The following is a 23,284-nucleotide window of genomic DNA, read 5'->3' on the forward strand; positions in this document are numbered from 1 at the left end:
GCCGTGCTAGCCGCCCTTGACCCGCGCCCGGACCAGGTTGGCGAACGGCAGGCGGCCGTATTGATCGACGAACGCCGTGTGGCACCCTGCCTCGGCCTCGTTGAGCTGCTCTACGGGCAGCTCTTTCCACGCCAGGATCAAGGACCCGGCCGCCGCGAGCTGCCAGATCAGCCGGCCGTCCCAGTGGCCGGGCGGTTTGCCTCTTCCGAAGTCGACAAATTCCTGAATCTGCCGCCGCAGGCCGCGGTTGCCTTTGCTGCCGGGGCCGGCTTTGCCGATGTAGAGAACGTCTGCGCCGTCAACCCACTCGACCACCAGCGCTTCGGCCGCCGCTGTGGGATCCTTCTTTTTGAAGATGCCGGCCGTACTCGTGGCAAGGAACTGCGGCCGCAGGCCTTCGGGCTGGAGCACCGCGAAGATTCCCGGCTTTTGCGGAATCCGGTTGATGTCCAGGTCCCCAAGCGGCCGGAAACCGGTAAACCCGTCCTGCTTGAGTGACTGTCTGTTGATCGGCATGGGTTCCTTGGGTCGGGGCGCTGCGGTCCTGTAAAGCTCAGGGACGAGGAGGCAGGCCCCGCTTACCGGCCACCAATGACATGCAAAGGCCTGCAGGTACCTTCGCGATCTCGCTATGAGATGGCTCGGACATTTTCATGTCCTGAACGACCCGGCTACATCAGATGGCTACCTGCAGGCGTTTTAAGCCTACGCCTGCCCGCGCTCCGTGACCAGAGGTCCGTGGCCTCTCCCGCGGTCCGAGAAACGCCCCAGCGCTCAAAAGCGTACAGTGGAACAGGACGCCTGATTCTGGACGCCGAGCGCTGAGGGAGAGATCGTGACGATTGACTGGGACGAAAAGAAGACCTTGCTGCAGGAACCGAACATTGCCGCTGTAACGCAGCTTTGCGACGAACTGATGGAAAAGAAGCCGGGGTCTGTCGTCCCCTACATCGATCCCGTCCATGACGAGGACGAGTGCCGGATCGTCAGCCTCCACATTGCCCCGGGCAAGGGTACGGAGTCCGGCTTCGTTTCCCATTTCAACGACGACGAGACCGCCCGGCGCGCCACGTCCATCTACGAGGCGGTCGAACTCGATCCCCGCTACGTCATGCCGTGGAACGCCTACCCCTGGGTCCGCGATCCCGAGCTTCCGTCCGCGTTGAACGTCCAGGAGAAAACGGACGGCCTGCGGCCCTTCCGCCAGTTTCTGAAGATCAATAAGCGGGTCTCCGCGGTGATCGCCCACGGCGCCGACGCCCACGCGTTCCTGACCCTCTTTGAGAAGACCTACCACTCTTCGCTCAAGAACCGCGGCGTCAAGATTTACAAGGCCACGGCCCTCGGCGGACGCGCATTCGCTGTCTCAGCAGCCAAACAGGAAGAACTCCTCAGCAAGAACGTCGAGGTGTACAGGGACGCCATGCAGCGGGCAGGCATCCAGCACCTCTAAGCGCCCCCTGACCGGAAAGGTGAGACCCGTGTCCCAGAATCCCGGGTCCAAACTTGCCATCGTCGGCGCGGGAAGCGTCGGCACCTCCCTCGCGTACGCTGCGCTGATCCGCGGCTCAGCCAGCCGCGTCGCGCTCTTTGATGTCAACGCCACCAAAGCTGAGGCCGAGGTCTTGGACCTCGCCCACGGCACCCAGTTCGCCGCCGCGGCGGCAAGCGTCACCGGCGGCGGGGACATCGCCGCGACGGAGGGGGCCGACGTCGTCGTCATCACGGCCGGGGCGAAGCAGGCGCCGGGCCAGACCCGGCTGGACCTGGCCGGCACCAACGTCCGCATCCTCGAACAGCTCATGCCCCAACTCCTCGCGCATTCGCCGAACGCCGTCTACGTTCTGGTGACCAACCCCTGCGACGTGTTGACGGTCGCGGCCCAGAGGATCTCCGGCCTGCCGTCAGCGCGCATCTTCTCGTCCGGGACGGTGCTGGACACGTCCCGGCTGCGCTGGCTCCTGGCGCACAAGGCCGGCGTCTCGGTTACCAGCGTCCACGCCAGCATGGTGGGCGAGCATGGCGATACCGAGTTCCCCATCTGGTCCGGCGCCACGATCGGCCCGGTCCCGATCCGCAACTGGGAGGTCGACGGCGAACGCGTCTTCACCTCCGAATACCTGGCCGGGACCGCCCATGACGTGACGCAGGCTGCCTACAAGGTGATCGCCGGGAAGGGTGCCACGAACTATGCGATCGGGCTATCCGGCGCGCGCATCGTCGAGGCCGTGCTGCGCGCTGAGAACGCCGTCCTGCCCGTGTCCACCGTGCTGGCCGGCCAGTACGGGATCACCGGAGTGGCGCTGTCCCTGCCTAGTGTCGTGGGGCGCGGCGGTGTCCGGTCGGTTTTGGACACCCCCATGGACGACGGCGAACTCGCCTCGCTGCACCATTCCGCCGAGACGCTGCAGCAGACCCTGGCCACACTCGGACTCTAGGGGGTCAGGACAGGTCCGGCCGGCGCGAAGTCCGCCACCACTGCCACGGAGCCGAGGTGCGGCAGGATGTCGCGGAGAGCGCGTTCCACGGTGGACGTCACGGCGGCGAGGTCCGCCAAGTGGCCGTACCGCTCGACCGGCAGCATGACTTCGACGTGCAGCCGGTGGCCGGACCAACGCAGCCGGGCACTTCCGCCGCGGGGTGAGTGCGCTGCGATGACAGCCTCGACCTGCTCGGTCAGGTCAGGGTCGACGCCATCCATCAGCCGCCGCCCGACGTCGCGCACGGTGCCCCACAGGAGGACCACAATGGCGGCGGAGATCAGCAGGCCTACTAGCGGATCCGCGAGCGGGAAGCCTAGCCAGACGCCAATAACGCCGGCGACAACGGCCAGCGAGGTGAAGCCGTCCGTCCGGGCGTGGACACCGTCGGCGACCAGAGCCGCGGAACCGATCCGCCGTCCGACACGGATCCGGTAGATCGCGACGAGTTCGTTGCCGGCGAAGCCCACGAGTCCGGCGGCGAGAACCCAGCCCAGGTTGTGCACAGGCTGGGGTTCAAAAAATCGGCGGATGGATTCGACGGCGGCCACCACCGCGGACAGCGCGATCATGGCGACGATGAACAGGCCCGCCAGGTCCTCAGCGCGGCCGAAGCCATAGGTGTAGGTCCGCGTTGCCTTGCGGCGGCCCAGCAGAAAGGCGATCCAGAGTGGAACGGCGGTCAAAGCGTCGGAGAAGTTGTGAACGGTGTCCGCCAGCAGCGCCACCGAGCCGCTGATGAGCACGATCACGAGCTGGAAGAGTGAGGTGGTCCCCAGCCCGATCAGGGATACCTTGACTGCGCGGATTCCCTGCGAGCTGGATTCCAGCGCTTCGTCGATGGAGTCCGCGGCATCGTGGGAGTGCGGGACGAAGATCGACGCAAGCCAGCCTTTAAGACCCCTGGCGTGCGTATGGCCGTGCGGTCCATGGCCGTGTCCGTGACCGTGGTCAGTGCCGTTGTCGTGCGCGTGGCCGTGGCCGTGGCCGTGGCCATGGTTGTGGCCATGGTTGTGGCCGTGGCCGTCGTTGTGGTGGTTGTTCTCGCTGCTGCTGTGCTTGTCCACAGCGTCCGACGGGCGGTTCATGCGCCATGCCGCGGGGCCGTGCCGAGCGCGTGCTCCGCCTGGTGGACTGCATCCATCACCAGTTGACGGGCGTGGTCATTCTGCAGCCGGTAATAGACTTTGGTGCCCTCCTGGCGGGTGGCGACCATGCCGCCCAGCCGCATTTTGGCCAGATGCTGGGAAACGGCTGGCGCCGGCTTCCCGACGCGCTCAGCGAGGACGTTGACCGGCAGCTCGCCGGCGCCCAGGACAAGAATCAGCCGGACCCGCGTGGCATCGGCGAGCATGGCAAACACCTCAACGGCCAGCTCCACATGGGGACTGTCAACCTCAACCCGCATATCTGCATTCATATGCAGATACTGTCATAGTTGTCCGGACCGGACAACGTCCGAGGGCCGTCGCCCCAAGGGGGCGCCGTAACGAAACGTCCCCGCAACCTCCCGTGGAGGCAGTTCGCATATGCTCAGGAGACAGACTCACACTGGCTCAGCGACGAACCACCCGGGAGAAACCTTATGACCAACTGGCGAATCAGGGACTTCCATTCCGCCGATCTGGACGGCATCCTGCACCACTGGGAGTCACTCAAAGCCACCAGCGTGGAGCCGGTTTACGCGCTCTCCGAGGTGCTGGCCTCCTGCGAGAAAGACCATGCCGTCGTGGCGGTGCAGGGCGACCAGGTGGTGGGAGCAGCCGTTGGACGGGCGGCCCACGACCAGGGCTGGATTGTCTTCCTGGCCACGCTCCCCGAATACCGCGGGCGCGGAATCGGCACATCGTTGCTGGCGGCCGTCGAGAACCGGATGGCACCGCACGGTCTGAACAAGCTCTCCGCGCTCATGCCCGAGTCCGAGACCCGGGTGGAGGCGTTCCTGGGCCGCGGCTTCGTGCTTAAGAAGAACCTGCGCTACTTCGAACGGAAGATTCCGGTGCAGCGCCAGGAACTGGAGCCTCTCGGCCAGCTCGGCGGCCGCATTTTGGCCCGGGACCTCTGGGAAAACGTCGCCGGGATGCGGCATGAGAAGGAACTGCTGGAACGCCGGCTGGTCCTGCCATTGGCAGAGGCGGACCTTGCCGATGAATACGGGGTGGTGCCGCCGCGCGCCGTCGTCCTCTTCGGGCCGCCGGGTACGGGCAAGACCACCTTCGCAAAAGCGATCGCCTCCCGCCTTGAGTGGCCCTTCGTGGAGGTCTTTCCGTCGCGTCTGGCCGCCGATCCCAAGGGCCTAGCCGGTGCGCTGCGCGAGACGTTCCTGGAAATCGCGGAACTGGAACACGCGGTCGTTTTCATCGATGAGGTCGAGGAGATCGCGTCACAACGGTCCGGGGAACCGCCGTCGCCGTTGCAGGGCGTCACCAACGAACTCCTCAAGATCATCCCTGCCTTCCGCGAACAGCCCGGCCGGCTCCTGGTCTGCGCCACCAACTTCATCCGCGCGCTGGACACCGCGTTTCTGCGTCACGGCCGCTTCGACTACGTCATTCCGATCGGCCTGCCGGACCGGCTGGCGCGGGAGGCCATGTGGCAGCGTTTCATCCCTGCCACGGTGGTGGACGATGTCGACGTGGAGCTGCTGGTGGACCGCACAGAGGGCTTCTCCCCGGCTGATATCGAATACGCGGCCCGGAGCGCGTCCCAGCGTGCGTTGGAAAAGGCTGTTTACGACGAGGGCGGGCTGGCCTCCGGGGGCAACGCCTCCGTCCGCGAGGCCATCCGGAAAGGCCCTGCAACGCAGGACTACCTCGACGCGGTCGCGGACACCCGAACCACGGTCAGCGAGGAAGTCCACCAGCAGTTCCTCGAGGACATCGACGCCCTGGGACGGGTGTAGCCCCCAGGTCAGCGAGAGGTCAGCTACGGCCGATGCCGGCGCCCGGATGGGATGCGAGTGACCCCGGGTTGCTAGAAAGTGGTGGTTGCGGGTTCCGCCGGGTCGTCGTAGGAGAGGTTCTCGTAGTCGGTGTCGTCCGCCTCGTCGAGCATCTCGTCAAGTTCATCCAGCAGCCAGGGGTTGACCCGGGCCAGGACCATCCGGATTTCCTCCACCGGCACGGCCGCGTACAGGACCGGGCGGGCCTCGTCGTAACGGGTAACCGGGGGTTTATCCGGCCACTTCTCCGCGAGCGCCCGGACGCGCTCGGGCAGGGAATTGTGCGCGTTGTCCGCGATTTTCACGAGCGCAGCATCGTGGTCCCCGGCGATGTAGCGGATGCCGGCCTGATAGTCGTCCGGGTTGTCGTGCAGCCGCTTTGTGACCCGCTCAATGATGTCTACCGCCCGCTCGGAGACGCCCATGTCCAGCAGTGCCTGCCGGGTCATCGGGGTGTCCTCGGCGATGTCGTGCAGGTACCCGGCAATCCGAATGTCGTCGTCAAAATCGGCCAGGGCATCACCGACGGCGATCACGTGCTCGCGGTACGGGCGCTTGAGCTTATCCTTCTGCCGGTTGTGGGCCACCTCGGCGAGCACCTTCGCTGTCTCGACGGTGAACGCCCGCTGCGGGCTCTGCGGTTCCATCAACTCTTGTTCTGCCATGCATCCAGCCTACGCGCCGCCCGCGTCCATCCCGCGCCAGATCCAGGGCTCCCGCGGCAGCCTGGCGGGATCAAAAACGGCCAGCGCGCGCCCCGGCGGTCCGGCCGGAAGCCCGAGAGATGCCAGCAGCGCGTCCCGCACGTCCGGCGCGGGCACCCCGGCCGCGGCAAGGTCAGCGAGCGTCACCGCGCCATCTCGCTTGGCCAGCCGGGCGCCGTCGGTATTCAGTACGAGCGGGACATGCGCATATTCCGGGACCGGCATGTTCAGGAGGCATGCGAGGTAGGCCTGCCGGGGCGTGGACGGCAGCAGGTCATCCCCGCGGACCACCTGATCGATGCCCTGGGCGGCATCGTCCACGACGACGGCCAGGTTGTACGCCGCTACTCCGTCGTTGCGGCGGAGCACAAAATCGTCCACCACTCCGGTGTAGCCGCCGCGCAGTACGTCCTGGACAGTGGCCCGCGGGACGGCGGACCGGAGCCGGATGGCCGCGGGCCGGCGGGTTCGCTTCTCTTCGCGCTCGGCTGCGGTGAGGTTCCGGCACGTGCCGGGATACGCGCCCTGAGGGGCATGCGGCGCGGACGGGGCCTCTTGAATTTCCCGGCGGGTACAAAAGCACTCATACGTGAGGCCTGCTGCGCTCAGCCCGGCGACCGCCTCCTGATAGAGCGGTTCGCGGTCGGTCTGGCGGACGACGCCGCCATCCCACGTGATGCCGATCGCGGTCAGGTCCCTTAGCTGCCCAGCCTCGGCACCGGACCGTGCCCTGTCGAGATCCTCGATGCGCAGGAGGAAACGGCGCCCGGTAGAGCGGGCAAAGAGCCAGGCGAGAAGGGCCGTACGGAGGTTCCCGACATGCAGATCGCCGGACGGGCTGGGGGCGAAACGGCCGGCAGGTGTCATGCCACCAGCCTATGCGCCACCAACACAAGAGCCCCTCAGCTACCGATGACTTCGGCAGAATCCGACGTCGGTGGCTCAGGGGCTCTTGCCGTGCCGGGCCCGGGAGTTGCTCCGGGTCGTGGCACTGCGTTGCGGAGATGTGTGCAGAGTGACGATGGTGTGAACAAGAGTCAATCAGCCGGCGGGATCCTTGCGGGAAGCCTTGTCCAGGGTCCCGGGTGGTGTGCCGGTGCCTTGTAGCCTTTGGGATCCGGCGGTGGCCTCGTCCCTTTGTTGTCACCATTTCAACAGAAGTCCTACAGTTGGTGCAATGACCATCTGACAACATGGTCAGACTGATCAATCATTCGGTTGTCTCTCAGTAGGAAGTAGTCATTTTGCAGAACCTGGACGCCACAGACCGACGAATCCTCCTCGCCCTCGACGCGGATCCCCGGCTGCCGATCATGGTGCTGGCCCAAAAGCTGGGCCTGGCCCGCGGCACCGTGCAGTCACGCCTTGAGCGGATGACGGCGTCGGGCGCTCTCCGACCCAACAGCAGCCGTGTGCTGCCTTCGGCGCTGGGCAGGGGCGTGGCGGCCTCGGTCAGTGCCGAACTCGACCAGAGTCACCTCAACGAGGCGATCGCCGCACTCCGGAACATCCCTGAAGTCCTTGAATGCCATGCGCCGGCCGGAGAAACCGACCTCCTGATCCGGGTGGTGGCGATGAGCCCGGACGATCTGTACCGCGTCTCCGAAGAAATCCGGCTCTGCCCGGGCATCGTGCGGACCTCCACCAGCATGTTCCTGCGTGAGGTCATCCCGTACCGGACCACGGGGCTGCTGGGCTCCTAAACCCGCCGCGTCTTGCCGGCGAGCCTGTTAGCCCCTCATGTGCGCGGCATATACCACTCGGTGAACGCTGTGGCACGGCCGTCGACCGTGAGCTGGATAACCCAAAGATTGTCATAACTGCGGCTGTCCTCGCAGTAGTCCGTCCGGCCTTGCACAAAAGCCCTGCCGCCGTCGACGCCGAGGAGCTTCCACTCGAATGCCCAGTCCCCCGCCTCGTCCTGTGCGGCAATCCAGCGCTTTACGATCTGCTCGCGTCCGTCCCATGGCTCGGGATCATCCGGGCGGGTCGCGTACACGGCGTCCTCCGTGAAAAGCGCCCGGATATCCGCCGGATCGTTGGACGTCCAGGCTGCGATGTAATGCTGCACCCAGCGCGTCGCCGCATCTGTCATTCCTCGGTTCTACCCCTGCTTCGGCGCACCCGCAAGGGCAATTATGCCGGACCGGGCACAGGGCAAAGCGGTTCAATCGTCGTCGGAAAGACCGTATTCGCGGTCCCACAGTTCGTGCAGCTCGGCATCCTTGCGGAGCGTGCGGACCGTGTCCAGTTCGGTGGGCTGCCGGTGCTGCCATTCAAGCCCGATCAGCACCTTCCGGCCGTTGTCCAGCAGGAGGAGCGCCCGGTCCGTCAGGGCATCACTGCGGAGCGTGAAGTCGGTCCCTCGCCGGCGCAGGACTTCCTGCAGGGCCGCCCTGGCTTCCCGGTTGTCGCCAAGCTTTCGCAATGAACGCGCACGCACCAGCAGCAGCGCTGCCGAGAGGTCATCCCCGTTGAGGAGTCCTTCCGTGTCCGCCACCACGTCCATGTCCCGTCGCAGGGACGCGGACAGCGAGCAGCGGGCCAGGGCCATGGGCAGCGATGGCGGCAGCCCGGCCAGCGCCGCGAGGGCAGCCTCGCTTTGTCCGGTTTCACGAAGGGAGTGTGACAACGCCAGAAATACTGCTTCTTCGCTGAACAGGACCGGAACCTCCACCCGTTCGCCCACGGCAACCCGGGTAATGACACGGGCCAGGAAGGTGGAGGCGTAACGGTTCGCGTCGTCGTCGTTCCTGATGAGCAGGCCGCGCTGAAGGAGTTCGGCGGCCCGCAGGTGGCCGCCCTGGCCGTAGCTCTGCAACCCGGCCATGAGATAGCACAGCCCGGCCCATCCGGGGTAGGCGTGGGCCAGCGCGATCAGCCGGTCGGGATCGGAGCTGCCGAAGATGGCGGGGTGGACATTCTTCGCTGCTTTGCCCGGTGTTCTGCCGCCGACTTTGCCGAGGCGGGGAGCGCCGCCCTCCACGGGCAGGGAGCTGCGGATCCGCCCCGCGAGGACCCCGGCCACTTTTCCGCTCACGCCATCGGCGATTCCGCGGACAGGTGTCCAAATTACCGCCGACCGGAACGGCGTGAGGTCGCGGTGGTCGCGGTACAGGGCTGGTCGGGATGCGGATTCCCCTGCTCCGGCGCTCATGGTTCCATGCTAGTCGGCGCGGGGTGGGCGCGGGGAGACTAGGCCGCTGCCGAGATCCACACGCCGATCACCCAGGTGCTGCCCGCGAGGCACGCGAGCCCGAATTCCACGATCATTCCCAGTCCCGTGGCTTTCAGGGCTTCCCAGCTGGATGCGAGAGCGGTGCCAAGCGTGCGCGTGCGGTGCAGCTCGCTCAGCAGCAGGCCAGCGGCGAAGCCGACGAACAGTCCCACAACAGGGATGATGAACATCCCCACCACCCCGAGGACCAGCCCGGTCACAACGGAGCGGCCGGGAATGCTGTGCTGTTTGAGCTTGCGGCCGGTCAGGACCGCGCTGGCGGCCATGCCGGCGAGAACGAAGATCATTCCGACGCTGAACACCACCCAGCCCGCTGTTCCGGCACCGCCCCAGATGGCCCAGGCAAGCAGGCTCAGCCCAATCAGGAAGCTGCCGGGGAGCACGGGGATGATCGTGCCGGCCACGCCCACCAGGATGGCCAGGCCGCACAGGATCGTCACAACAGTCTCAGGGTTCATCCCAACAGTCTAGGGTTCCGGCCGCGGCCGCCCGCCCGGACAGCGACGGCGGCGCACCGCAGCAATGCGCCGCCGTCACGGTCGGTTCAGTTGTGGCTACCGCGGTTCAACCGCCGCGGCGACCGCGGCGGATACCGCTGGCGCCACCCGCGGGTCCAGCGGGCTGGGGACGATGTAGTCGGCGGATAGATCTGCATCGGCAAGTCCGGCAATGGCACGGGCCGCCGCCAGCTTCATGGCCGGCGTGATCCGGCGGGCGCCGGCGTCGAGGGCTCCGCGGAAGATGCCGGGAAAGGCGAGGACGTTGTTGATCTGGTTCGGAAAGTCGCTGCGTCCCGTGGCGACGACGGCTGCGTACTTGCGGGCCACCTCCGGCAGGACTTCGGGGTCCGGGTTGGACAGCGCGAACACGATGGCGTCCTCGCTCATGAGCTTGAGGTGTTCCTCGGCCAGCTGGGAGGACGAGACGCCGATGAAGACGTCGGCCCCCAGGAGTGCCTCGGCGGGGCCGCCGGACACGTCGCGCAGGTTGCCGCCCCGGGCAAGTTGGGCTTTTTTGCTGGCGGGGTCGGCGGCGATGTCGGCCCGCCCGGTGTTGAGGACGCCGCGGGAATCCAGCAGCACGACGTCCGTGATCCCGGCGGTCAGCAGCATCTGGGCGACGGCGATTCCGGCAGCGCCCGCGCCCGAGACGACAACCCGCAGTTCCTCGAGTCCGCGTCCGGTCACCTTGGCGGCACCGGTGAGGGCGGCGAGGACCACGACGGCGGTGCCGTGCTGGTCATCGTGCATCACGGGGCAGTCGAGGGCTTCGATGAGCTTCTCCTCCAGCTCGAAGCAGCGCGGCGCTGAGACGTCTTCGAGGTTGACGGCGCCGAAACTCGGACGCAGGCGGACGAGGGTCTCTACAATTTCGTCGACGTTGGTGGTGTTCAGCACCAGGGGGATGGAGTCGAGTCCACCAAAGGCTTTGAACAGGGCAGACTTGCCCTCCATGACGGGCAGTGAGGCGCTGGCTCCGATGTCGCCCAGGCCCAGGACGGCGGTGCCGTCACTGACGACGACTACGAGGCGCTGGGCCCAGGTGAGGGTTTTGGCGAGTTCCGGGATCGCGGCGATAGCTCGGCTGACCTGGGCGACGCCGGGCGTGTAGGCGATGGAGAGGTCACGTTTGCTGGCCAGTGGCACGGTGCTGGAAATCGCCAGCTTGCCGCCGTGGTGGGCGGCAAAGATTTCTTCGTCGCTGAGCACTTGTACCGGCTCTGCGGGGGATGTGGTGACGGTGGGGATGGTCTCAATGGACACTTCGTTGTCTCCTTGGGGCTCACTGTGGGCACACGGCTCATGTAGCTCGAGCACGGGAACACTTAAAGATGGTCTGGGAAACGGCGGTAGCGGCCCGGGGTTGGTGGGCCGGGGTTTGACGCTTCGGGTGCTGCAGGCGGCGGCGCCGCTCCGGTGCTGCCATCGTAGACAACGTGCCCCCGCTGACTGGCGGCCGCGGTCCGTTCCGGCCGTGGTGAAACCTTTATCCTCGGGTATTAGTGAGGTAGGTCACCCGAAAATGCCACTACCGGGCGGTAGAAAGCCGGACTGGTCTAGGCCAGTTACGCCGCAGGTCAGCCGGACGTTTCCGGAAAGGCCCAGTTTCGGGCCGTTCCCGGCAGTGCCATAGCCGGCATTGCCATAGGCGGCCGCGGACCTAGTCGACGCCCTTGATTTTTACGACAAAGACGGCGCCCAGCAGCCCGATCGCCGCAGCCGCCACGTACAACGAGACGTAGCCTCCCCACAGGGTCACGAACGGGAAGGCGATAAGGGGCGCGAGCACTTGCGGCAGGGAATTGGCGATGTTAAGGACGCCCAGGTCCCGGCCGCGGCTCAGGGCTGCCGGGAGCACCTGGGTGATCAGGGCGAAATCCACCGCAAGGTAACAACCGAAACCAACTCCGAGCACCGAGGCACCCAGCAGGGCACCGGTCCAGTTTGGCGCAAACGCCAGGATCAGCGAGGCCACCGCGATGATGCCCGAAGACATGATGACAAGCGGCTTCCGCTTTCCCATCCGGTCACTCAGCCGCCCGCCGATCACGCTGCTGATAATCACCATTACCGCGTAAAGTCCCGTCAGGACCAGTACGCCAAACTCCGGCGCAATGCCCTGTGTCTCTTCCAGATGGACAGCATCCTTCAGGAAGAAGAGCAGGTAAAGGGTCACCATATGGTTCCCGATGTTCACGAGGAGCCGTGTCAGCCAGGCCCAGGCGAAGTCCGGGTACAGCGCCGGGGAGATCCAGAACCCTTTGACGAAACCGGCCAGGCTGAACGGCGGCCGGGCTTCCGCGGGAAGCCGGACGTCGTCGTTCGTGAAGTAGTAGAGTACGACGCCGGCGAGCAGTGCCACGGCGCAGACCAGATAGCCGACGGCGAAGTTCCCGGTGACCGCCGCCGCAATGACTGCGCCGATGAGGATGCCGACCGTCTGTCCCATCGCGGCCAGGCCCCCCACCGTGCCGCGCTGGGGCACGGGCACCCTGTCCGGGATCGCGGCGGTGATGGCCGCGTAGGCGCCGTTGCACCCGGCCTGCACGAAGCACCAGAGCAGGGTCATGACGGCGACGCTCGGCGCCCCCGCCAGAGCGATGAGGGCCGCGGCTCCGAGGATGGCACCGAAGAGCACCCACGGCACGCGCCGGCCCATCCGCGAGCTGGTCCGGTCGCTGAACGCACCGAAAAGGGGGTTGGCCACAAGGGACACTGCGGCACCCGCACCGGTGACAAGGGCCAGGATGGCCTCCTTGTCCCCCTCGCTGAAGGATGCGGCCTGCTGGCCGAGGAGCACCTGGATCGGACCGAAAAAGGCGGCGTTGATGCCGACATTGACGAGCACCACGCCCGTTGTCCAGACGGGCCGGACGCGGCTTTCCGGCTCGGCCAGCGCCACGGAGGCATGGTCGGTGCTCGATGCTCCTGCGGCGGGCCCACGGACTGGCTCCGGAACGGCGCCGGGTGAATCGGACAGGTTCATGTTTTTCGCTTCCCCCCGGAAACTGACGATGCACGCCGAAGATCGGTGTAAAGCCAGACTATCGTGAGGACCACAATCCGCCCCGTGTGAACAAGCTCTTTAACCACCCGGCGAAGTATTGTCATAGTCATCCGCGGATCTCCATTCCGGCGGAAACGCGCCTCACTCATTCCCGGGGGAATAGATCTTGTTATCAGAAGAACAGGGCGCCACCGCCCGTGCCAAGACTTTGGGACTGGTCGTTGCCGCTGCCCTTACGCTCGCTGGTTGCAACGCGGGAACGTCCGGCCTCAAACGGGATGCTGCCGCGGAGACCGGCGCCGGCACCCAGGCCACAGTAATCCGGGTAATTGATGGAGATACCTTTGAGGCCTCGGTCAACAACGAACAGAAGACGGTCCGCCTGCTCAACGTGGACACGCCAGAAACAAAAGACCCGAATGCCCCGGTTGAGTGCATGGGCCCGGAGGCCACGAAAGCTCTTGAGCAATTATTGCCCGCCGGTTCCAAGGTGGAACTGGAATTAGACAAAGAGCCGCTGGATAAATTCGGGAGGACGTTGGCGGGTGTTTTCGACTCACATGGAAAACTGGTCAACGCTGAGATCGCCCGATTGGGCCTCGGCGTCCCTGCCCTGTTCGAGCCCAACAGGAAATTTCATCCCCCCGTTGTCGCGGCTTTCGAGGAAGCGCGCACGAACGGAATCGGACTCAACTCAGCCGACGTTCCCTGCCTTCCCGCCCAGCAGGTAGAACTAGCCGTTGGGGCGGTTGAAACCGTGGTCGCTGCACCGCTGGCTGACGTCAATGTTGACCTTGAAAAGAGCGACGCCGCGCTCGTTGCCGCGTTAGCCTCACTTGCCGCACTCAAGGCCGCAGCCAGCGTCAAAGACCATGTGCTCTGGACTGCTTATACGACGGGCCGACGGACAGTAATGGTGACCCGGTTGGACGCAGCTGCCAGCGTAGGGAAGGCGCGCCAGGCCGCCATCAGCGCGAAGAAGAAGCACATCGCGGATGCTGCGGCAGCCGAGTCCGCCCGCCAAGTGGCGGATGCTGCGGCTGCCGAGTCCGCCCGCCACGTCGCTGATGCCGCGGCTGCTGCAGAAGCTGAGCGGCGTCTAAACGTTCCGCCCCCAGCGCCGTACGTTCCGCCGGCCCGCGTTCCACCTGCGAACGTAGCCCCTGCAGCTCCGGCACCCGCTCCGAACCCCTACCCGGGGTATAACGGTCCTCGCTGCTACGCACCAGGCGGTAAGAGCTGGACGCCGTGCAGCAAGCGGTAGTTCAATGACCGGAAACCGCAGATTTCGTGAGGCGCAAGTGACACCCTTCAAACTAATCCCAGGAGAATCCTATGGACGCATCTGCCGTAAACACTGCCGATCTCTACGACGAGCGCGGTGAGGAACTCGACTCCGTGGCCCTGCAATTCCAGTCACTTGGCGGCCGAACGCATTTCAGCGGCCCCGTCCGGACCATCCGCTGCTTCGAGGACAACGCCCTGGTCAAATCCACACTCGCCACCCCCGGCGACGGCGCTGTGCTGGTGGTGGACGGCGGCGGTTCTCTCCGCACGGCGCTGATGGGGGATCTGATTGCGGCGAGTGCGGTGGCGAACGGCTGGGCCGGCGTCGTGATAAATGGCGCCGTGCGCGACCGGCTCGCAATTGCCGAGCTGTCCCTCGGGGTCAAGGCGCTGGGCAGCAACCCGCGCAAAAGCGCCAAGACTGGCGCCGGCGAGACTGATGTGGAGCTGCAGCTCGACGGCGTCGCCGTCCGTCCCGGGGCGATGATCTGGTGCGATCCGGACGGGATCCTGCTGGAGCGCTGACGCGGGTGGCAGGAAAAGTTGTGGAGCGGGAACAAAGCAGCAACTAACATAGTTACTGCAAGCAACCTTCCTGCTTAATCCCAACCCTTCCCCCGGGAGCCGTCATGTCCAAGACCCCCTCCGTGCGCGCCGCCGGTGAGGTCCTGACGCATCGTCAGACCATCACCGTCATGGTGGGCCTCATGCTCGGCATGTTCCTGTCGTCGCTGGACCAGACCATCGTGTCCACCTCCATTTACACCATCGCCAACGATCTTGACGGGCTCTCCCTGCAGGCCTGGGCAACCACCGCATACCTCATCACCTCCACGGTGAGTACGCCGCTTTACGGGAAGCTCAGCGATATCTTCGGCAGGCGCCCGCTGTACCTCGCCGCCATTCTGATCTTCCTGGCAGGCTCCGTCTACGCCGGTTCGGTCCACTCAATGACCGAGCTGGCGATTGCCCGCGGGATCCAAGGGCTCGGCGCCGGCGGGCTGCTGGCCCTCGCCTTGACCATCATCGGCGACATCGTGGCCTTGAAGGACCGCGCCAAATACCAGGGCTACTTCATGTCGGTGTTCGGTATCTCCTCGGTGTTGGGGCCCGTGATCGGCGGCGCGTTCGCCGGCGCGCAGTCCATCCTCGGTATCGATGGCTGGCGCTGGGTCTTCTTCATCAACATCCCGATCGGGCTCGCGGCCCTCGCTGTGGTGTTCCTTTACCTTCACTTGCCGGCCAAACACGTAAAACAAAAAATCGACTACTGGGGCGCGGCTGCCATCACCCTGGCCATCGTGCCGCTGCTGCTCGTGGCGGAACAGGGCCGCAGCTGGGGCTGGACCTCGCCCAGTTCGCTACTCTGCATCGGACTCGGTGTGGCGGGCATCGTGGCGTTCCTGCTGGCGGAAAAACGCGCCGGCGATTACGCGCTGATCCCCCTGCGGCTCTTCCGGAACATGACGTTTGGGCTTTCTTCGCTGCTGAATTTCATCATCGGCGTCGGGATGTTCGGGGCGATTGCGATGCTTCCGATGTACCTGCAGCTGGTCAAGGGGCTGACACCCACTGAAGCCGGCCTGATGATGATCACCTTCACTCTCGGCATTCTCACCGGCTCCATCACCGCGGGCCGGACCATTTCGGCGTCGGGGACCTACCGGATCTTCCCCATCCTGGGAACCGCCATCCTCACGGGAGCCGCCACGGTCATGGGCCTCTCGCTCGGTGTGGACACCCCGCTCTGGGTTCCGGGCGCCATCGCGGTGTTCTTCGGCCTGGGCCTGGGCTTCTGCATGCAGCCGCTCACTCTGGCCATGCAGGTTTCCGTGCCGGCGAAAGATATGGGGGTGGGGACCTCCTCCGCCGCGTTCTTCCGCTCCATGGGCGGCGCGGTGGGCACGGCTGTGTTCATCTCCATGCTGTTCAGCATGGCGGCGGACAAGGTGGCCGCGGGAATGAAGGACGCCGCGCAGAACGCGGACTACCTTAAGGTTCTCAAGGACCCCGCCGTCGCTGCCGACCCCGTGAACGCTCCGCTCTATGCGTTCTTTAAGAACGGTGCGAGCAGCGACTCGCTCAATGACACGAGCTGGGTGCACCAGGCGAACCCCGTCCTCACACGCCCCATCACCGAGGGCTTCGCCCAATCGATCGACGCCGTGATGCTCACGGCCGCTGTCCTGACCGGCATCGCCTTTCTGATCAGCTTCGCGCTTCCGAACAAGAAGCTGACGGACCCGTTGGCCGAAGCCCGCGTGGAAGCTGCCGCGGCCCACTAGGCCGTCCCGGCGGCTCCGGCGGAGTGTATGTTTTCTCTCATTTTCCGGCTTGTAACGTGCGACGCTCCGGCTCCGATGTAAGACTGGGGGCTGCGGCGCGCAGGCCGCGGAACGCGAATGCCGAGGGAGCCAGATGACAACCAACCAAGACCAGACCGCCGCCAAGATCCCCAAGCGGGTCATTTGGCTGGCCGTGGCAGGCGCCGTGGGCGGCTTCCTCTTCGGCTTTGACTCCTCCGTCGTCAACGGCGCCGTTGACGCCATTAAGGACGAGTTCGCGCTGAGCGAGGCGGTGACCGGTTTCGCCGTGGCAGTGGCCCTGCTGGGTTGCGCGGCCGGCGCCTACCTTGCCGGGAAAATCGCCGACCGCTACGGCCGCATCCCCGCCATGAAGCTCGGTGCGCTGCTCTTCCTGGTCAGTGCGATCGGGACCGGCTTTGCCTTCGGCGTATGGGACCTCATCCTCTGGCGTCTGGTTGGCGGCCTGGGAATCGGCCTGGCCTCCGTGATCGCGCCGGCCTACATCTCCGAGATCTCTCCGCGCCACGTTCGCGGCCGGCTCGCCTCGCTCCAGCAGCTGGCCATCACCACCGGCATCTTCGCAGCCCTGCTCTCCGACGCCTTGTTCGCGAACTTCGCCGGCGGGGCAGACCAGGAACTCTGGTTCGGCATTGAGGCCTGGCGCTGGATGTTCCTCGCGGGCGCTGTGCCCGCCGTCGTCTACGGCTGGATTGCCTACACCCTGCCCGAGTCGCCCCGATTCCTGGTGGTCCAGGGCAAGGACGAGGAAGCCCTCAAGATCTTCAAGTCCATCGCCCCGAACGATGACATGGACCGCCACCTGCGGGAAATCAAGAAGGCCATCGATGAGGACAAGCTCGCCGGCCAGAAGGGCTCCCTGCGCGGCAAGGCCTTCGGCCTGCAGCCGGTTGTCTGGATCGGCATCATCCTGTCCGTGCTGCAGCAATTCGTCGGCATCAACGTGATCTTCTACTATTCCACGACGCTCTGGAAGGCCGTCGGCTTCCAGGAGAAGGACTCCCTGACCATCTCCGTGGCCACTGCGATCACGAATATCCTCGTGACCCTCGTGGCGATCGCCCTCGTGGACCGGATCGGCAGGCGGCCCATCATGCTGGCCGGCTCCATCGGTATGGCCGCCTCATTGGGCACCATGGCAATCGCCTTCGCGTCAGCCACGGGGACCGGCGACGCGATTTCGTTGCCCGGCGCGTGGGGCCCGGCTGCCCTGGTGGCCGCCAACGTCTTCGTGATCAGCTTCGGAGCGTCCTGGGGCCCCCTGGTGTGGGTGCTGCTCGGCGAGATCTTCCCGTCCCGGATCCGCGCACGCGCCCTGGGCCTCGCCGCCGCCGCCCAATGGATTGCCAACTTCGCCATCACCCTTAGCTTCCCGGTGATGGCGGCGGCCTCGCTGCCCCTGACCTACGCCATGTACGCATTGTTCGCGGCGGCGTCGTTCTTCTTTGTAAAGTTCAAGGTGCCCGAGACCAACGGCATGGCCCTGGAGCACGCTGAGACGCTCTTCGTTCCGAAGGGGTCCGCCAAGACGTCCGCCAAGGCCTGACCCGGACCGCGCCCGACGTGCGGCCCGCCTTCCGCCTTTCCAGGTGACGCCCATGTTCCAGTGGAACATGGGCGTCATCTGTCACCTGAGCGGCCTGCGCCCGGGTGGGTCAGACCACGTGCGGCTCGTGCGCGGTCAGGTAGCGGCGTCCGCCCAGGACCACAGCAATGGCTGCCACCATAGCCAGGGCCCCGGCAAAGAAGGGCACCTGCGGGCCGAAATGCTCAGCCAGCTGTGCCGCGGCAAAGGGCGCCAGCGCCCCGCCCATCCAGCGCACAAAGTTGTATCCGGCCGAGGCGACCGGCCGCGGCGAATCAGAAACCCCCATGGCCAGCTCCGTGTAGACGGTGTTGTTGACGCCCAGAAGCGCCCCGGAAACGATCACCAGTACGACGACGGCGGGCACCGAGTGCCCGGCGGAGAGTCCCAGCCCCACGAGGTCCAGCATCAGCAGGACCAGGGTTCCGGTGAGGACGCGGACGGTCCCGAAGCGGTTCTGCAGCACGGGGGCGGCGAACACGGAGAACACGGCGACGGCGACGCCCCAGCCAAAGAACACCCCGCCGATCCCGTACGCGTCCATGCCGAGGATGAAGGGAGTAAAGGCGAGGATGGTGAAAAAGCCGTAGTTGTAGAAGAGGCCACTGGCGGCCGTGGTCCTGAGACCCTTATGCCCCAATGCGAGGAGCGGATCCCGGAGCCGTACCTTCCGCTCAGGCAGCGGAGTCTTGGGCAGCAGGGCGATCAGCGCGATGAACGCTGCAGCCATCAGCACGGCGGTACCAAAGAAGGGGGCACGCCACTGCCAGCCCCCGAGCAGGGCACCGAGGAGCGGGCCGAGGGAAATACCCAGGCCGAGCGCGGCCTCGTAGAGAATGATCGCCGTCCCGGCTCCGCCGCTGGCGACGCCGACAATCACGGCCAGCGCCGTGGCGACGAACAAGGCGTTGCCCAGTCCCCAGCCGGCCCGGAAACCAATGAGCTCGGCCACGGTGCCCGAAGTGCCGGAGAGCGAGGCGAAGACGACAATGATTGCCAGCCCGATCAGCAGCGTCCGTTTCCCGCCAATCCGGGATGAGACGTAGCCGGTGATCAGCATGGCTATGGCGGTCACCAGAAAATAGCTCGTGAAGAGCAGCGACACCTCACTCTGCGAGGCATCCAGGTTCTTGGCGATCGCCGGGAGGATGGGATCCACCAGGCCGATGCCCATGAATGCGAACACGGCCGCGAGAGCCGTTGCCCACACTGCCTTGGGCTGTTTGAGTAGTGAGGCCTTCTCAGCCTCAAGGGTCTCCTCGACTGCCGGAAGGGTTCCAGCGGACTGGCCGTGCATGGTGACACTCCTAAATGATGGGATTTTTCAATGATGGGACTTCGGAAAGTGATCGAAGGTGGGCTGGGTATCAGGCCTGAAGCGTCGCGTTGATCTTGCCGATGACCGGGAGGGCGGCCGCCAGGGCGGCGCGGTCGGCGGCCGAAAGGGACGAGAGGATGCCGGCCATTACAGCGTTGCGGCTCTCATTGGCGGATTCGACGGCTGCCCGGCCCGAACCGGTCAAGGTCACACGAACGGCACGCGAATCATCAGGGTCGGGCTCGCGGCGGGCGAGGCCGGCACGCTCGAGCTTGATGATCTGCTCCGTGGCACTCGGGACTCTGACGCCCAGGTTTCGGGCGATCTCGCCCACCCGGGCACCGTTATCCTTCCCGGGGGACGCGGTGGCGTCCATCAGCATCTTGAGGGTGCTGAGCTGGGCGGCACTAAGTTCTCCGTCGGCGTCAAGGCGGCGGACAAGGTAGATGCTGTGGCGAAGAGCCTCGCGGAAGTCCTGCGCGAGGGCGAGAAGATCCGGGCCGGCCTGATGATAATCGTTCATACTTAGGTAGCCTAACTGTTAGGCTACCTAACGGTCAAATGCTGCAGAGACCGTTGCGCTATCACTCCGGGTTGCTAAACCCCGGGCTTGGGCGCCGCAAGTGATAGGGCAACCGGGGTGGGAGCGGGCTTAAACACGCCGACGCCGGAGCCCGGGTGGGCTTCGGCGCCTGCGGTGCCGCGGTTCAGGCGGCCGTTTTGGCTTCGTCGACGAGGGCGGCGACCGCGGGGAACAGCGGGTGCTCCGGTGCCAGCCCCGTGATCTTGGCGGTGGCATCCTCCGCGCCGGAGGCCGCCAGAATCTGCCCCAGCTCAACTGCTTCGGCGTCGGCCGGGTCGTTGAATCGCAGTGCTGCTGCGATCGCGCCAAGCAGTGCCTCCGGGACAATTCCGCGTTCGGCAAGTTCCGCAGCCGGACCGATGAAGCGTTCGTGCCGGCTGAGCTTGCGCAGTGGCGCCCGGCCCACCCGGTTCACCGTGTCCGGCAGATGCGGATTCGAGAAGCGGCCCAGAATCTTTTGAACATAGGCCTCCTGCTCCTCCCGTGTGAAACCATGCTTGGCGACCAGCAGTTCCTTAGTTTCGTCCAGGACGGCGCGCACATCCGCGGCGACGTCTTGATCGGCCATGGCCTCGGAGATTTTCTCCAGGCCGGCCCCGAAACCAAAGTACGCTGCGGCGGCGTGCCCGGTGTTCACCGTGAACAGTTTCCGCTCGATGTACGGCTCCAGCTCATCGACGAAGGTCGCGCCCGGGATCACCGGTGGCCTGCCCGCGAATGGAGTCCTGTCGATGACCCATTCGTAGAATGTCTCCACCGTGACGTCCAGGCCCTGGCCGGCCTCCTGGTTCGGCACGATCCGGTCCACAGCCGTGTTCGCGAAGACCGCCTTGTCATCCAGAGTGCCTGCGGCGGGATCCCACTGGGCCGACACCTCGGACTTCAGGATGTCTGTGGCGTTGATGGCGTTCTCGCACGCCATGACCTGCAGCGGCAGGAGCCCTTCGGCCCGGGCGGCGATACCCTTGGCAATCACGGGCGCCACAAACTTGAGGATGTGCGGACCCACCGCGGTGGTGACGACGTCGGCCGTCGCGATCTCCGCGATGACGTCCGCTTCCTGGCTGCTGGAGTTCAGCGCCCGGAAGTTCCCCACGGTCCGGACGTTGGGATGTTCCCCCACTTCGTGGACCCGGTAGCTGTCTGCCGCAGCGAGCTGGGTGATCAGGTCCTCCGCGACATCCGCGAAGACCACCTCATACCCGGCCTCGTGGAGCAGCAGCCCGACGAATCCGCGCCCGATGTTTCCTGCTCCGAAATGAACGGCTTTCACTATGAGTTGACCTTTCCGAACAGGTCCAGGACTTCCTCGACGGTGGTGGCCGCTTCAAGCTGTGCCACCTGCGCCTTGTTGGTGAAGACCTTGGCGATGGAGGACAGGATGTGGAGGTGTTCGTTGTTGATGCCGGCCACGCCGACCACGTACTTCACTTCCTTGCCGTTCCAGTCGATGCCGTCGGGGTAGCGGACCACGGAGACTGCGGATTTGAGGATGTGGTCCTTGGCGGCGTTGGTGCCGTGCGGGATGGCGAGGAAGCTGCCCATGTAGGTGGAAACCGACTCTTCACGTTCATGCATGGCGTCCAGGTAGCCGGCGTCGACGGCGCCGCGATCCAGCAGGAGCCGGCCGGCCTCGTCGATGGCAGCGTCCCGGGTGGTTGCCGTGCCGCGGAGGACGACACTTTCCGCGGCCAGGATGCCGGACGGGCCGGCTGCGGCTTCCGGTTCGTGTTCAGCGACGGCGGCGGCGGCTGCCGGCGCTCCAGTCAGGCCGGCCGCCTCGTCCGGCGTGTTGGAGCTTCGAACCAGCTCCACGATCTCGTCGTACCGGGGCGAATTCATGAAGTTGTCCACCGAAACGTGCACGGCACTGGCTGTCGCGGGTTTGGCCCGCTCGGTCAGATCCTGATGCGTGATAACGACGTCGTAGGTGTCGCTGAGGTTCGCGATCGCGGAGTTGGTGACCTTGACCTCCGGGAAGCCGGCGGCTTTGATCTTGTTCCGCAGTACCGAGGCGCCCATGGCGCTTGAGCCCATACCGGCGTCGCAGGCGAAGACGATGTTGCTGACCGGGCCGGCGAGAACCGCGACGCCGCCTGAGGTGGCAGCTCCGGAGCCCACGAGCATGGAGGCTACCGAGCTCTTCTTGCCCTTCATCGACTCCATCTGCGACGTCGCAGCGCTGAAGCTGTCCTCTTCAGATTCCCCCACGGGGGTCTTGCTGGCCTTGAGGATGACCGAAGCTATCAGGAAGGAGACGGCGGTGGCGAGGAGCACGGAGAGAATAACTCCGAAGTAGCTGTCACGCGCGGTCTGGGCGAGCACCGCGATGATGGATCCCGGGGCGGCGGGGGCCACCAGCCCGGAGTTGGTGATGGCCAGTGTCGCAACGCCGGTCATGCCGCCTCCGATGGCAGCGAGGATGAGGATGGGCTTCATCAGCACGTACGGGAAGTAGATTTCGTGGATGCCGCCGAAGAAGTGGATGAGAGCGGCGCCGGGTGCCGAGGCCTTGGCAATGCCCTTACCAAAGAACATGTAGGCAAGCAGAATCCCGAGGCCCGGCCCGGGATTGGCCTCAAGCAGGAAGAGGATGGACTTGCCCTCTTCCAGCGACTGCTGGATGCCCAGCGGCGTCAACACTCCATGGTTGATGGCGTTGTTGAGAAACAGGACCTTGGCCGGCTCGATGAAGATGCTGGTCAGGGGCAGCAATCCGTTGTTGACCAGGAACTGGACCACATTGCCAGCACCCGTGCTGAAGGCCGAGACCAGGGGGGAAATTCCGTAGAATCCAAGCAGCGCCAGGAACGCGCCCCAGATGCCGGCGGAGAAGTTGTTGACCAGCATCTCAAAGCCGGGCCGGATCTTGCCGTCCCAGATCGCGTCGATCTTTTTCATGGTCCAGCCGCCCAGGGGACCCATGATCATGGCGCCGATGAACATCGGAATGCCGGCACCGACGATTACGCCCATGGTGCCGATGGCTCCGACCACGCCGCCCCGGACGTCGTAAACCATCCGGCCGCCGGTGTAGGCAATCAGAAGAGGCAGCAGATAGGTGATCATGGGCCCGACGAGACCCGTGTTTGCCACTCCCTCCGCATTTGTCCCGAAGCCGCCAATCTGAGGGATCGGAATCCAGCCCTTCTCAATGAACAGCGCCGTGATGATGCCCCAGGCGATGAAGGCGCCAATGTTGGGCATGATCATTCCGGACAGGAACGTCCCAAATTTCTGGACGCCGACCCGCGCGCTGGTGCGGGGTTTTGCAACTGTCTCTGTTGCCATGTGATTTCCTAACCGTTAGTCCTGCT

22 protein-coding genes are annotated in these 23,284 nt (G+C 65.5%); 8 read left to right on the forward strand and 14 right to left on the reverse strand.

Features of this window, described 5'->3' with window-relative positions; all coding sequences use genetic code 11:
- Window positions 1–6 precede the first annotated feature (6 nt).
- The gene (locus VUN84_17205) at window positions 7–516 is read right to left on the reverse strand and encodes a hypothetical protein (protein ID XAS63993.1); all 510 of its coding nucleotides are present in this window, start codon (window positions 514–516) and stop codon (window positions 7–9) included.
- A 319-nt stretch (window positions 517–835) separates the two neighbouring features.
- On the opposite strand from VUN84_17205, the gene VUN84_17210 reads away from it, so the two are divergent.
- A complete protein-coding gene (locus VUN84_17210) occupies window positions 836–1,453 on the forward strand; it encodes a uracil-DNA glycosylase (GenBank protein ID XAS63994.1) in 618 nt (205 codons plus the stop codon).
- Between the two features lie 28 nt (window positions 1,454–1,481).
- Window positions 1,482–2,438, forward strand: coding sequence for an L-lactate dehydrogenase (locus VUN84_17215; GenBank protein ID XAS63995.1), 957 nt, complete (start codon window positions 1,482–1,484; stop codon window positions 2,436–2,438).
- On the opposite strand, the gene VUN84_17220 is transcribed toward VUN84_17215, so the two are convergent.
- Entirely contained in the window at window positions 2,435–3,568 is a 1,134-nt protein-coding gene (locus tag VUN84_17220; GenBank protein XAS63996.1) for a cation diffusion facilitator family transporter, read from the reverse strand. The genes VUN84_17215 and VUN84_17220 overlap by 4 nt on opposite strands.
- A complete protein-coding gene (locus VUN84_17225) occupies window positions 3,565–3,900 on the reverse strand; it encodes a metalloregulator ArsR/SmtB family transcription factor (GenBank protein XAS63997.1) in 336 nt (111 codons plus the stop codon). The genes VUN84_17220 and VUN84_17225 overlap by 4 nt, the downstream gene beginning before the upstream one ends.
- A gap of 165 nt (window positions 3,901–4,065) precedes the next feature.
- Here VUN84_17225 and VUN84_17230 point away from each other — a divergent pair, with 165 nt between their 5' ends.
- Window positions 4,066–5,382: a bifunctional GNAT family N-acetyltransferase/ATP-binding protein gene (locus VUN84_17230; GenBank protein XAS63998.1), complete on the forward strand. Its 1,317-nt coding sequence runs from the start codon at window positions 4,066–4,068 to the stop codon at window positions 5,380–5,382.
- Between the two features lie 71 nt (window positions 5,383–5,453).
- Here the strand turns inward: VUN84_17230 and VUN84_17235 are convergent, their stop codons facing one another.
- Complete coding sequence (locus VUN84_17235) at window positions 5,454–6,086, reverse strand: HD domain-containing protein (GenBank protein ID XAS63999.1); 633 nt, start codon at window positions 6,084–6,086, stop codon at window positions 5,454–5,456.
- Between the two features lie 9 nt (window positions 6,087–6,095).
- On the reverse strand, window positions 6,096–6,992 hold the full coding sequence (gene gluQRS, locus VUN84_17240; GenBank protein XAS64000.1) for a tRNA glutamyl-Q(34) synthetase GluQRS: 897 nt from the start codon (window positions 6,990–6,992) through the stop codon (window positions 6,096–6,098).
- Window positions 6,993–7,369: 377 nt separating this feature from the next.
- On the opposite strand from gluQRS, the gene VUN84_17245 reads away from it, so the two are divergent.
- Window positions 7,370–7,828 carry an Lrp/AsnC family transcriptional regulator gene (locus VUN84_17245; GenBank protein ID XAS64001.1) on the forward strand — a complete coding sequence of 153 codons (459 nt, stop codon included), beginning with the start codon at window positions 7,370–7,372 and terminating at the stop codon, window positions 7,826–7,828.
- Between the two features lie 35 nt (window positions 7,829–7,863).
- Here VUN84_17245 and VUN84_17250 read toward each other — a convergent pair whose 3' ends face one another.
- From VUN84_17250 to VUN84_17270, 5 genes are all read right to left on the reverse strand, one after another.
- A complete protein-coding gene (locus tag VUN84_17250) occupies window positions 7,864–8,220 on the reverse strand; it encodes a nuclear transport factor 2 family protein (protein XAS64002.1) in 357 nt (118 codons plus the stop codon).
- Between the two features lie 72 nt (window positions 8,221–8,292).
- Window positions 8,293–9,282, reverse strand: coding sequence for a hypothetical protein (locus tag VUN84_17255; GenBank protein ID XAS64003.1), 990 nt, complete (start codon window positions 9,280–9,282; stop codon window positions 8,293–8,295).
- A gap of 38 nt (window positions 9,283–9,320) precedes the next feature.
- Window positions 9,321–9,821, reverse strand: a complete 501-nt coding sequence (locus VUN84_17260) for a DUF456 domain-containing protein (protein XAS64004.1) — start codon at window positions 9,819–9,821, stop codon at window positions 9,321–9,323.
- A gap of 96 nt (window positions 9,822–9,917) precedes the next feature.
- Window positions 9,918–11,126: an NADP-dependent malic enzyme gene (locus VUN84_17265; protein XAS64005.1), complete on the reverse strand. Its 1,209-nt coding sequence runs from the start codon at window positions 11,124–11,126 to the stop codon at window positions 9,918–9,920.
- 397 nt (window positions 11,127–11,523) lie between these two features.
- Window positions 11,524–12,849, reverse strand: a complete 1,326-nt coding sequence (locus VUN84_17270) for an MFS transporter (GenBank protein XAS64006.1) — start codon at window positions 12,847–12,849, stop codon at window positions 11,524–11,526.
- A 187-nt stretch (window positions 12,850–13,036) separates the two neighbouring features.
- Between VUN84_17270 and VUN84_17275 the strand changes: the two genes are divergently transcribed.
- The 4 genes from VUN84_17275 (at window position 13,037) to VUN84_17290 (ending at window position 18,027) form a co-directional block, all read left to right on the forward strand.
- Window positions 13,037–14,134 carry a thermonuclease family protein gene (locus VUN84_17275; GenBank protein XAS64007.1) on the forward strand — a complete coding sequence of 366 codons (1,098 nt, stop codon included), beginning with the start codon at window positions 13,037–13,039 and terminating at the stop codon, window positions 14,132–14,134.
- Between the two features lie 71 nt (window positions 14,135–14,205).
- On the forward strand, window positions 14,206–14,682 hold the full coding sequence (gene rraA, locus VUN84_17280; protein ID XAS64008.1) for a ribonuclease E activity regulator RraA: 477 nt from the start codon (window positions 14,206–14,208) through the stop codon (window positions 14,680–14,682).
- Between the two features lie 104 nt (window positions 14,683–14,786).
- Entirely contained in the window at window positions 14,787–16,442 is a 1,656-nt protein-coding gene (locus tag VUN84_17285) for an MDR family MFS transporter (protein ID XAS64009.1), read from the forward strand.
- Window positions 16,443–16,575: 133 nt separating this feature from the next.
- Window positions 16,576–18,027 (forward strand): sugar porter family MFS transporter, encoded by a 1,452-nt coding sequence (locus tag VUN84_17290; protein ID XAS64010.1) that lies wholly within the window; start codon window positions 16,576–16,578, stop codon window positions 18,025–18,027.
- A 109-nt stretch (window positions 18,028–18,136) separates the two neighbouring features.
- Here the strand turns inward: VUN84_17290 and VUN84_17295 are convergent, their stop codons facing one another.
- The 4 genes from VUN84_17295 to VUN84_17310 form a co-directional block, all read right to left on the reverse strand.
- Window positions 18,137–19,363: an MFS transporter gene (locus tag VUN84_17295; protein XAS64011.1), complete on the reverse strand. Its 1,227-nt coding sequence runs from the start codon at window positions 19,361–19,363 to the stop codon at window positions 18,137–18,139.
- Between the two features lie 70 nt (window positions 19,364–19,433).
- Window positions 19,434–19,907: a MarR family transcriptional regulator gene (locus tag VUN84_17300; GenBank protein ID XAS64012.1), complete on the reverse strand. Its 474-nt coding sequence runs from the start codon at window positions 19,905–19,907 to the stop codon at window positions 19,434–19,436.
- Window positions 19,908–20,091: 184 nt separating this feature from the next.
- Window positions 20,092–21,240: a mannitol-1-phosphate 5-dehydrogenase gene (locus VUN84_17305; GenBank protein ID XAS64013.1), complete on the reverse strand. Its 1,149-nt coding sequence runs from the start codon at window positions 21,238–21,240 to the stop codon at window positions 20,092–20,094.
- Window positions 21,240–23,258: a PTS mannitol transporter subunit IICBA gene (locus VUN84_17310; protein XAS64014.1), complete on the reverse strand. Its 2,019-nt coding sequence runs from the start codon at window positions 23,256–23,258 to the stop codon at window positions 21,240–21,242. Before VUN84_17310 ends, VUN84_17305 begins: the two co-directional genes overlap by 1 nt.
- Window positions 23,259–23,284: the final 26 nt, after the last annotated feature.

This window comes from Micrococcaceae bacterium Sec5.8 (assembly GCA_039636775.1).
Taxonomy (GTDB): Bacteria; Actinomycetota; Actinomycetes; order Actinomycetales; family Micrococcaceae; genus Arthrobacter.

Coding starts and splice junctions, on each gene's coding strand:
- gluQRS (XAS64000.1), bottom strand. CDS start 6,992: ATGACACCTGCCGGCCGTTTCGCCCCCAGCCCGTCCGGCGATCTGCAT.
- VUN84_17270 (XAS64006.1), bottom strand. CDS start 12,849: ATGAACCTGTCCGATTCACCCGGCGCCGTTCCGGAGCCAGTCCGTGGG.
- VUN84_17285 (XAS64009.1), top strand. CDS start 14,787: ATGTCCAAGACCCCCTCCGTGCGCGCCGCCGGTGAGGTCCTGACGCAT.
- VUN84_17235 (XAS63999.1), bottom strand. CDS start 6,086: ATGGCAGAACAAGAGTTGATGGAACCGCAGAGCCCGCAGCGGGCGTTC.
- VUN84_17230 (XAS63998.1), top strand. CDS start 4,066: ATGACCAACTGGCGAATCAGGGACTTCCATTCCGCCGATCTGGACGGC.
- VUN84_17250 (XAS64002.1), bottom strand. CDS start 8,220: ATGACAGATGCGGCGACGCGCTGGGTGCAGCATTACATCGCAGCCTGG.
- VUN84_17205 (XAS63993.1), bottom strand. CDS start 516: ATGCCGATCAACAGACAGTCACTCAAGCAGGACGGGTTTACCGGTTTC.
- VUN84_17300 (XAS64012.1), bottom strand. CDS start 19,907: ATGAACGATTATCATCAGGCCGGCCCGGATCTTCTCGCCCTCGCGCAG.
- VUN84_17255 (XAS64003.1), bottom strand. CDS start 9,282: ATGAGCGCCGGAGCAGGGGAATCCGCATCCCGACCAGCCCTGTACCGC.
- VUN84_17295 (XAS64011.1), bottom strand. CDS start 19,363: ATGCACGGCCAGTCCGCTGGAACCCTTCCGGCAGTCGAGGAGACCCTT.
- VUN84_17225 (XAS63997.1), bottom strand. CDS start 3,900: ATGAATGCAGATATGCGGGTTGAGGTTGACAGTCCCCATGTGGAGCTG.
- VUN84_17310 (XAS64014.1), bottom strand. CDS start 23,258: ATGGCAACAGAGACAGTTGCAAAACCCCGCACCAGCGCGCGGGTCGGC.
- VUN84_17220 (XAS63996.1), bottom strand. CDS start 3,568: ATGAACCGCCCGTCGGACGCTGTGGACAAGCACAGCAGCAGCGAGAAC.
- VUN84_17260 (XAS64004.1), bottom strand. CDS start 9,821: ATGAACCCTGAGACTGTTGTGACGATCCTGTGCGGCCTGGCCATCCTG.
- rraA (XAS64008.1), top strand. CDS start 14,206: ATGGACGCATCTGCCGTAAACACTGCCGATCTCTACGACGAGCGCGGT.
- VUN84_17290 (XAS64010.1), top strand. CDS start 16,576: ATGACAACCAACCAAGACCAGACCGCCGCCAAGATCCCCAAGCGGGTC.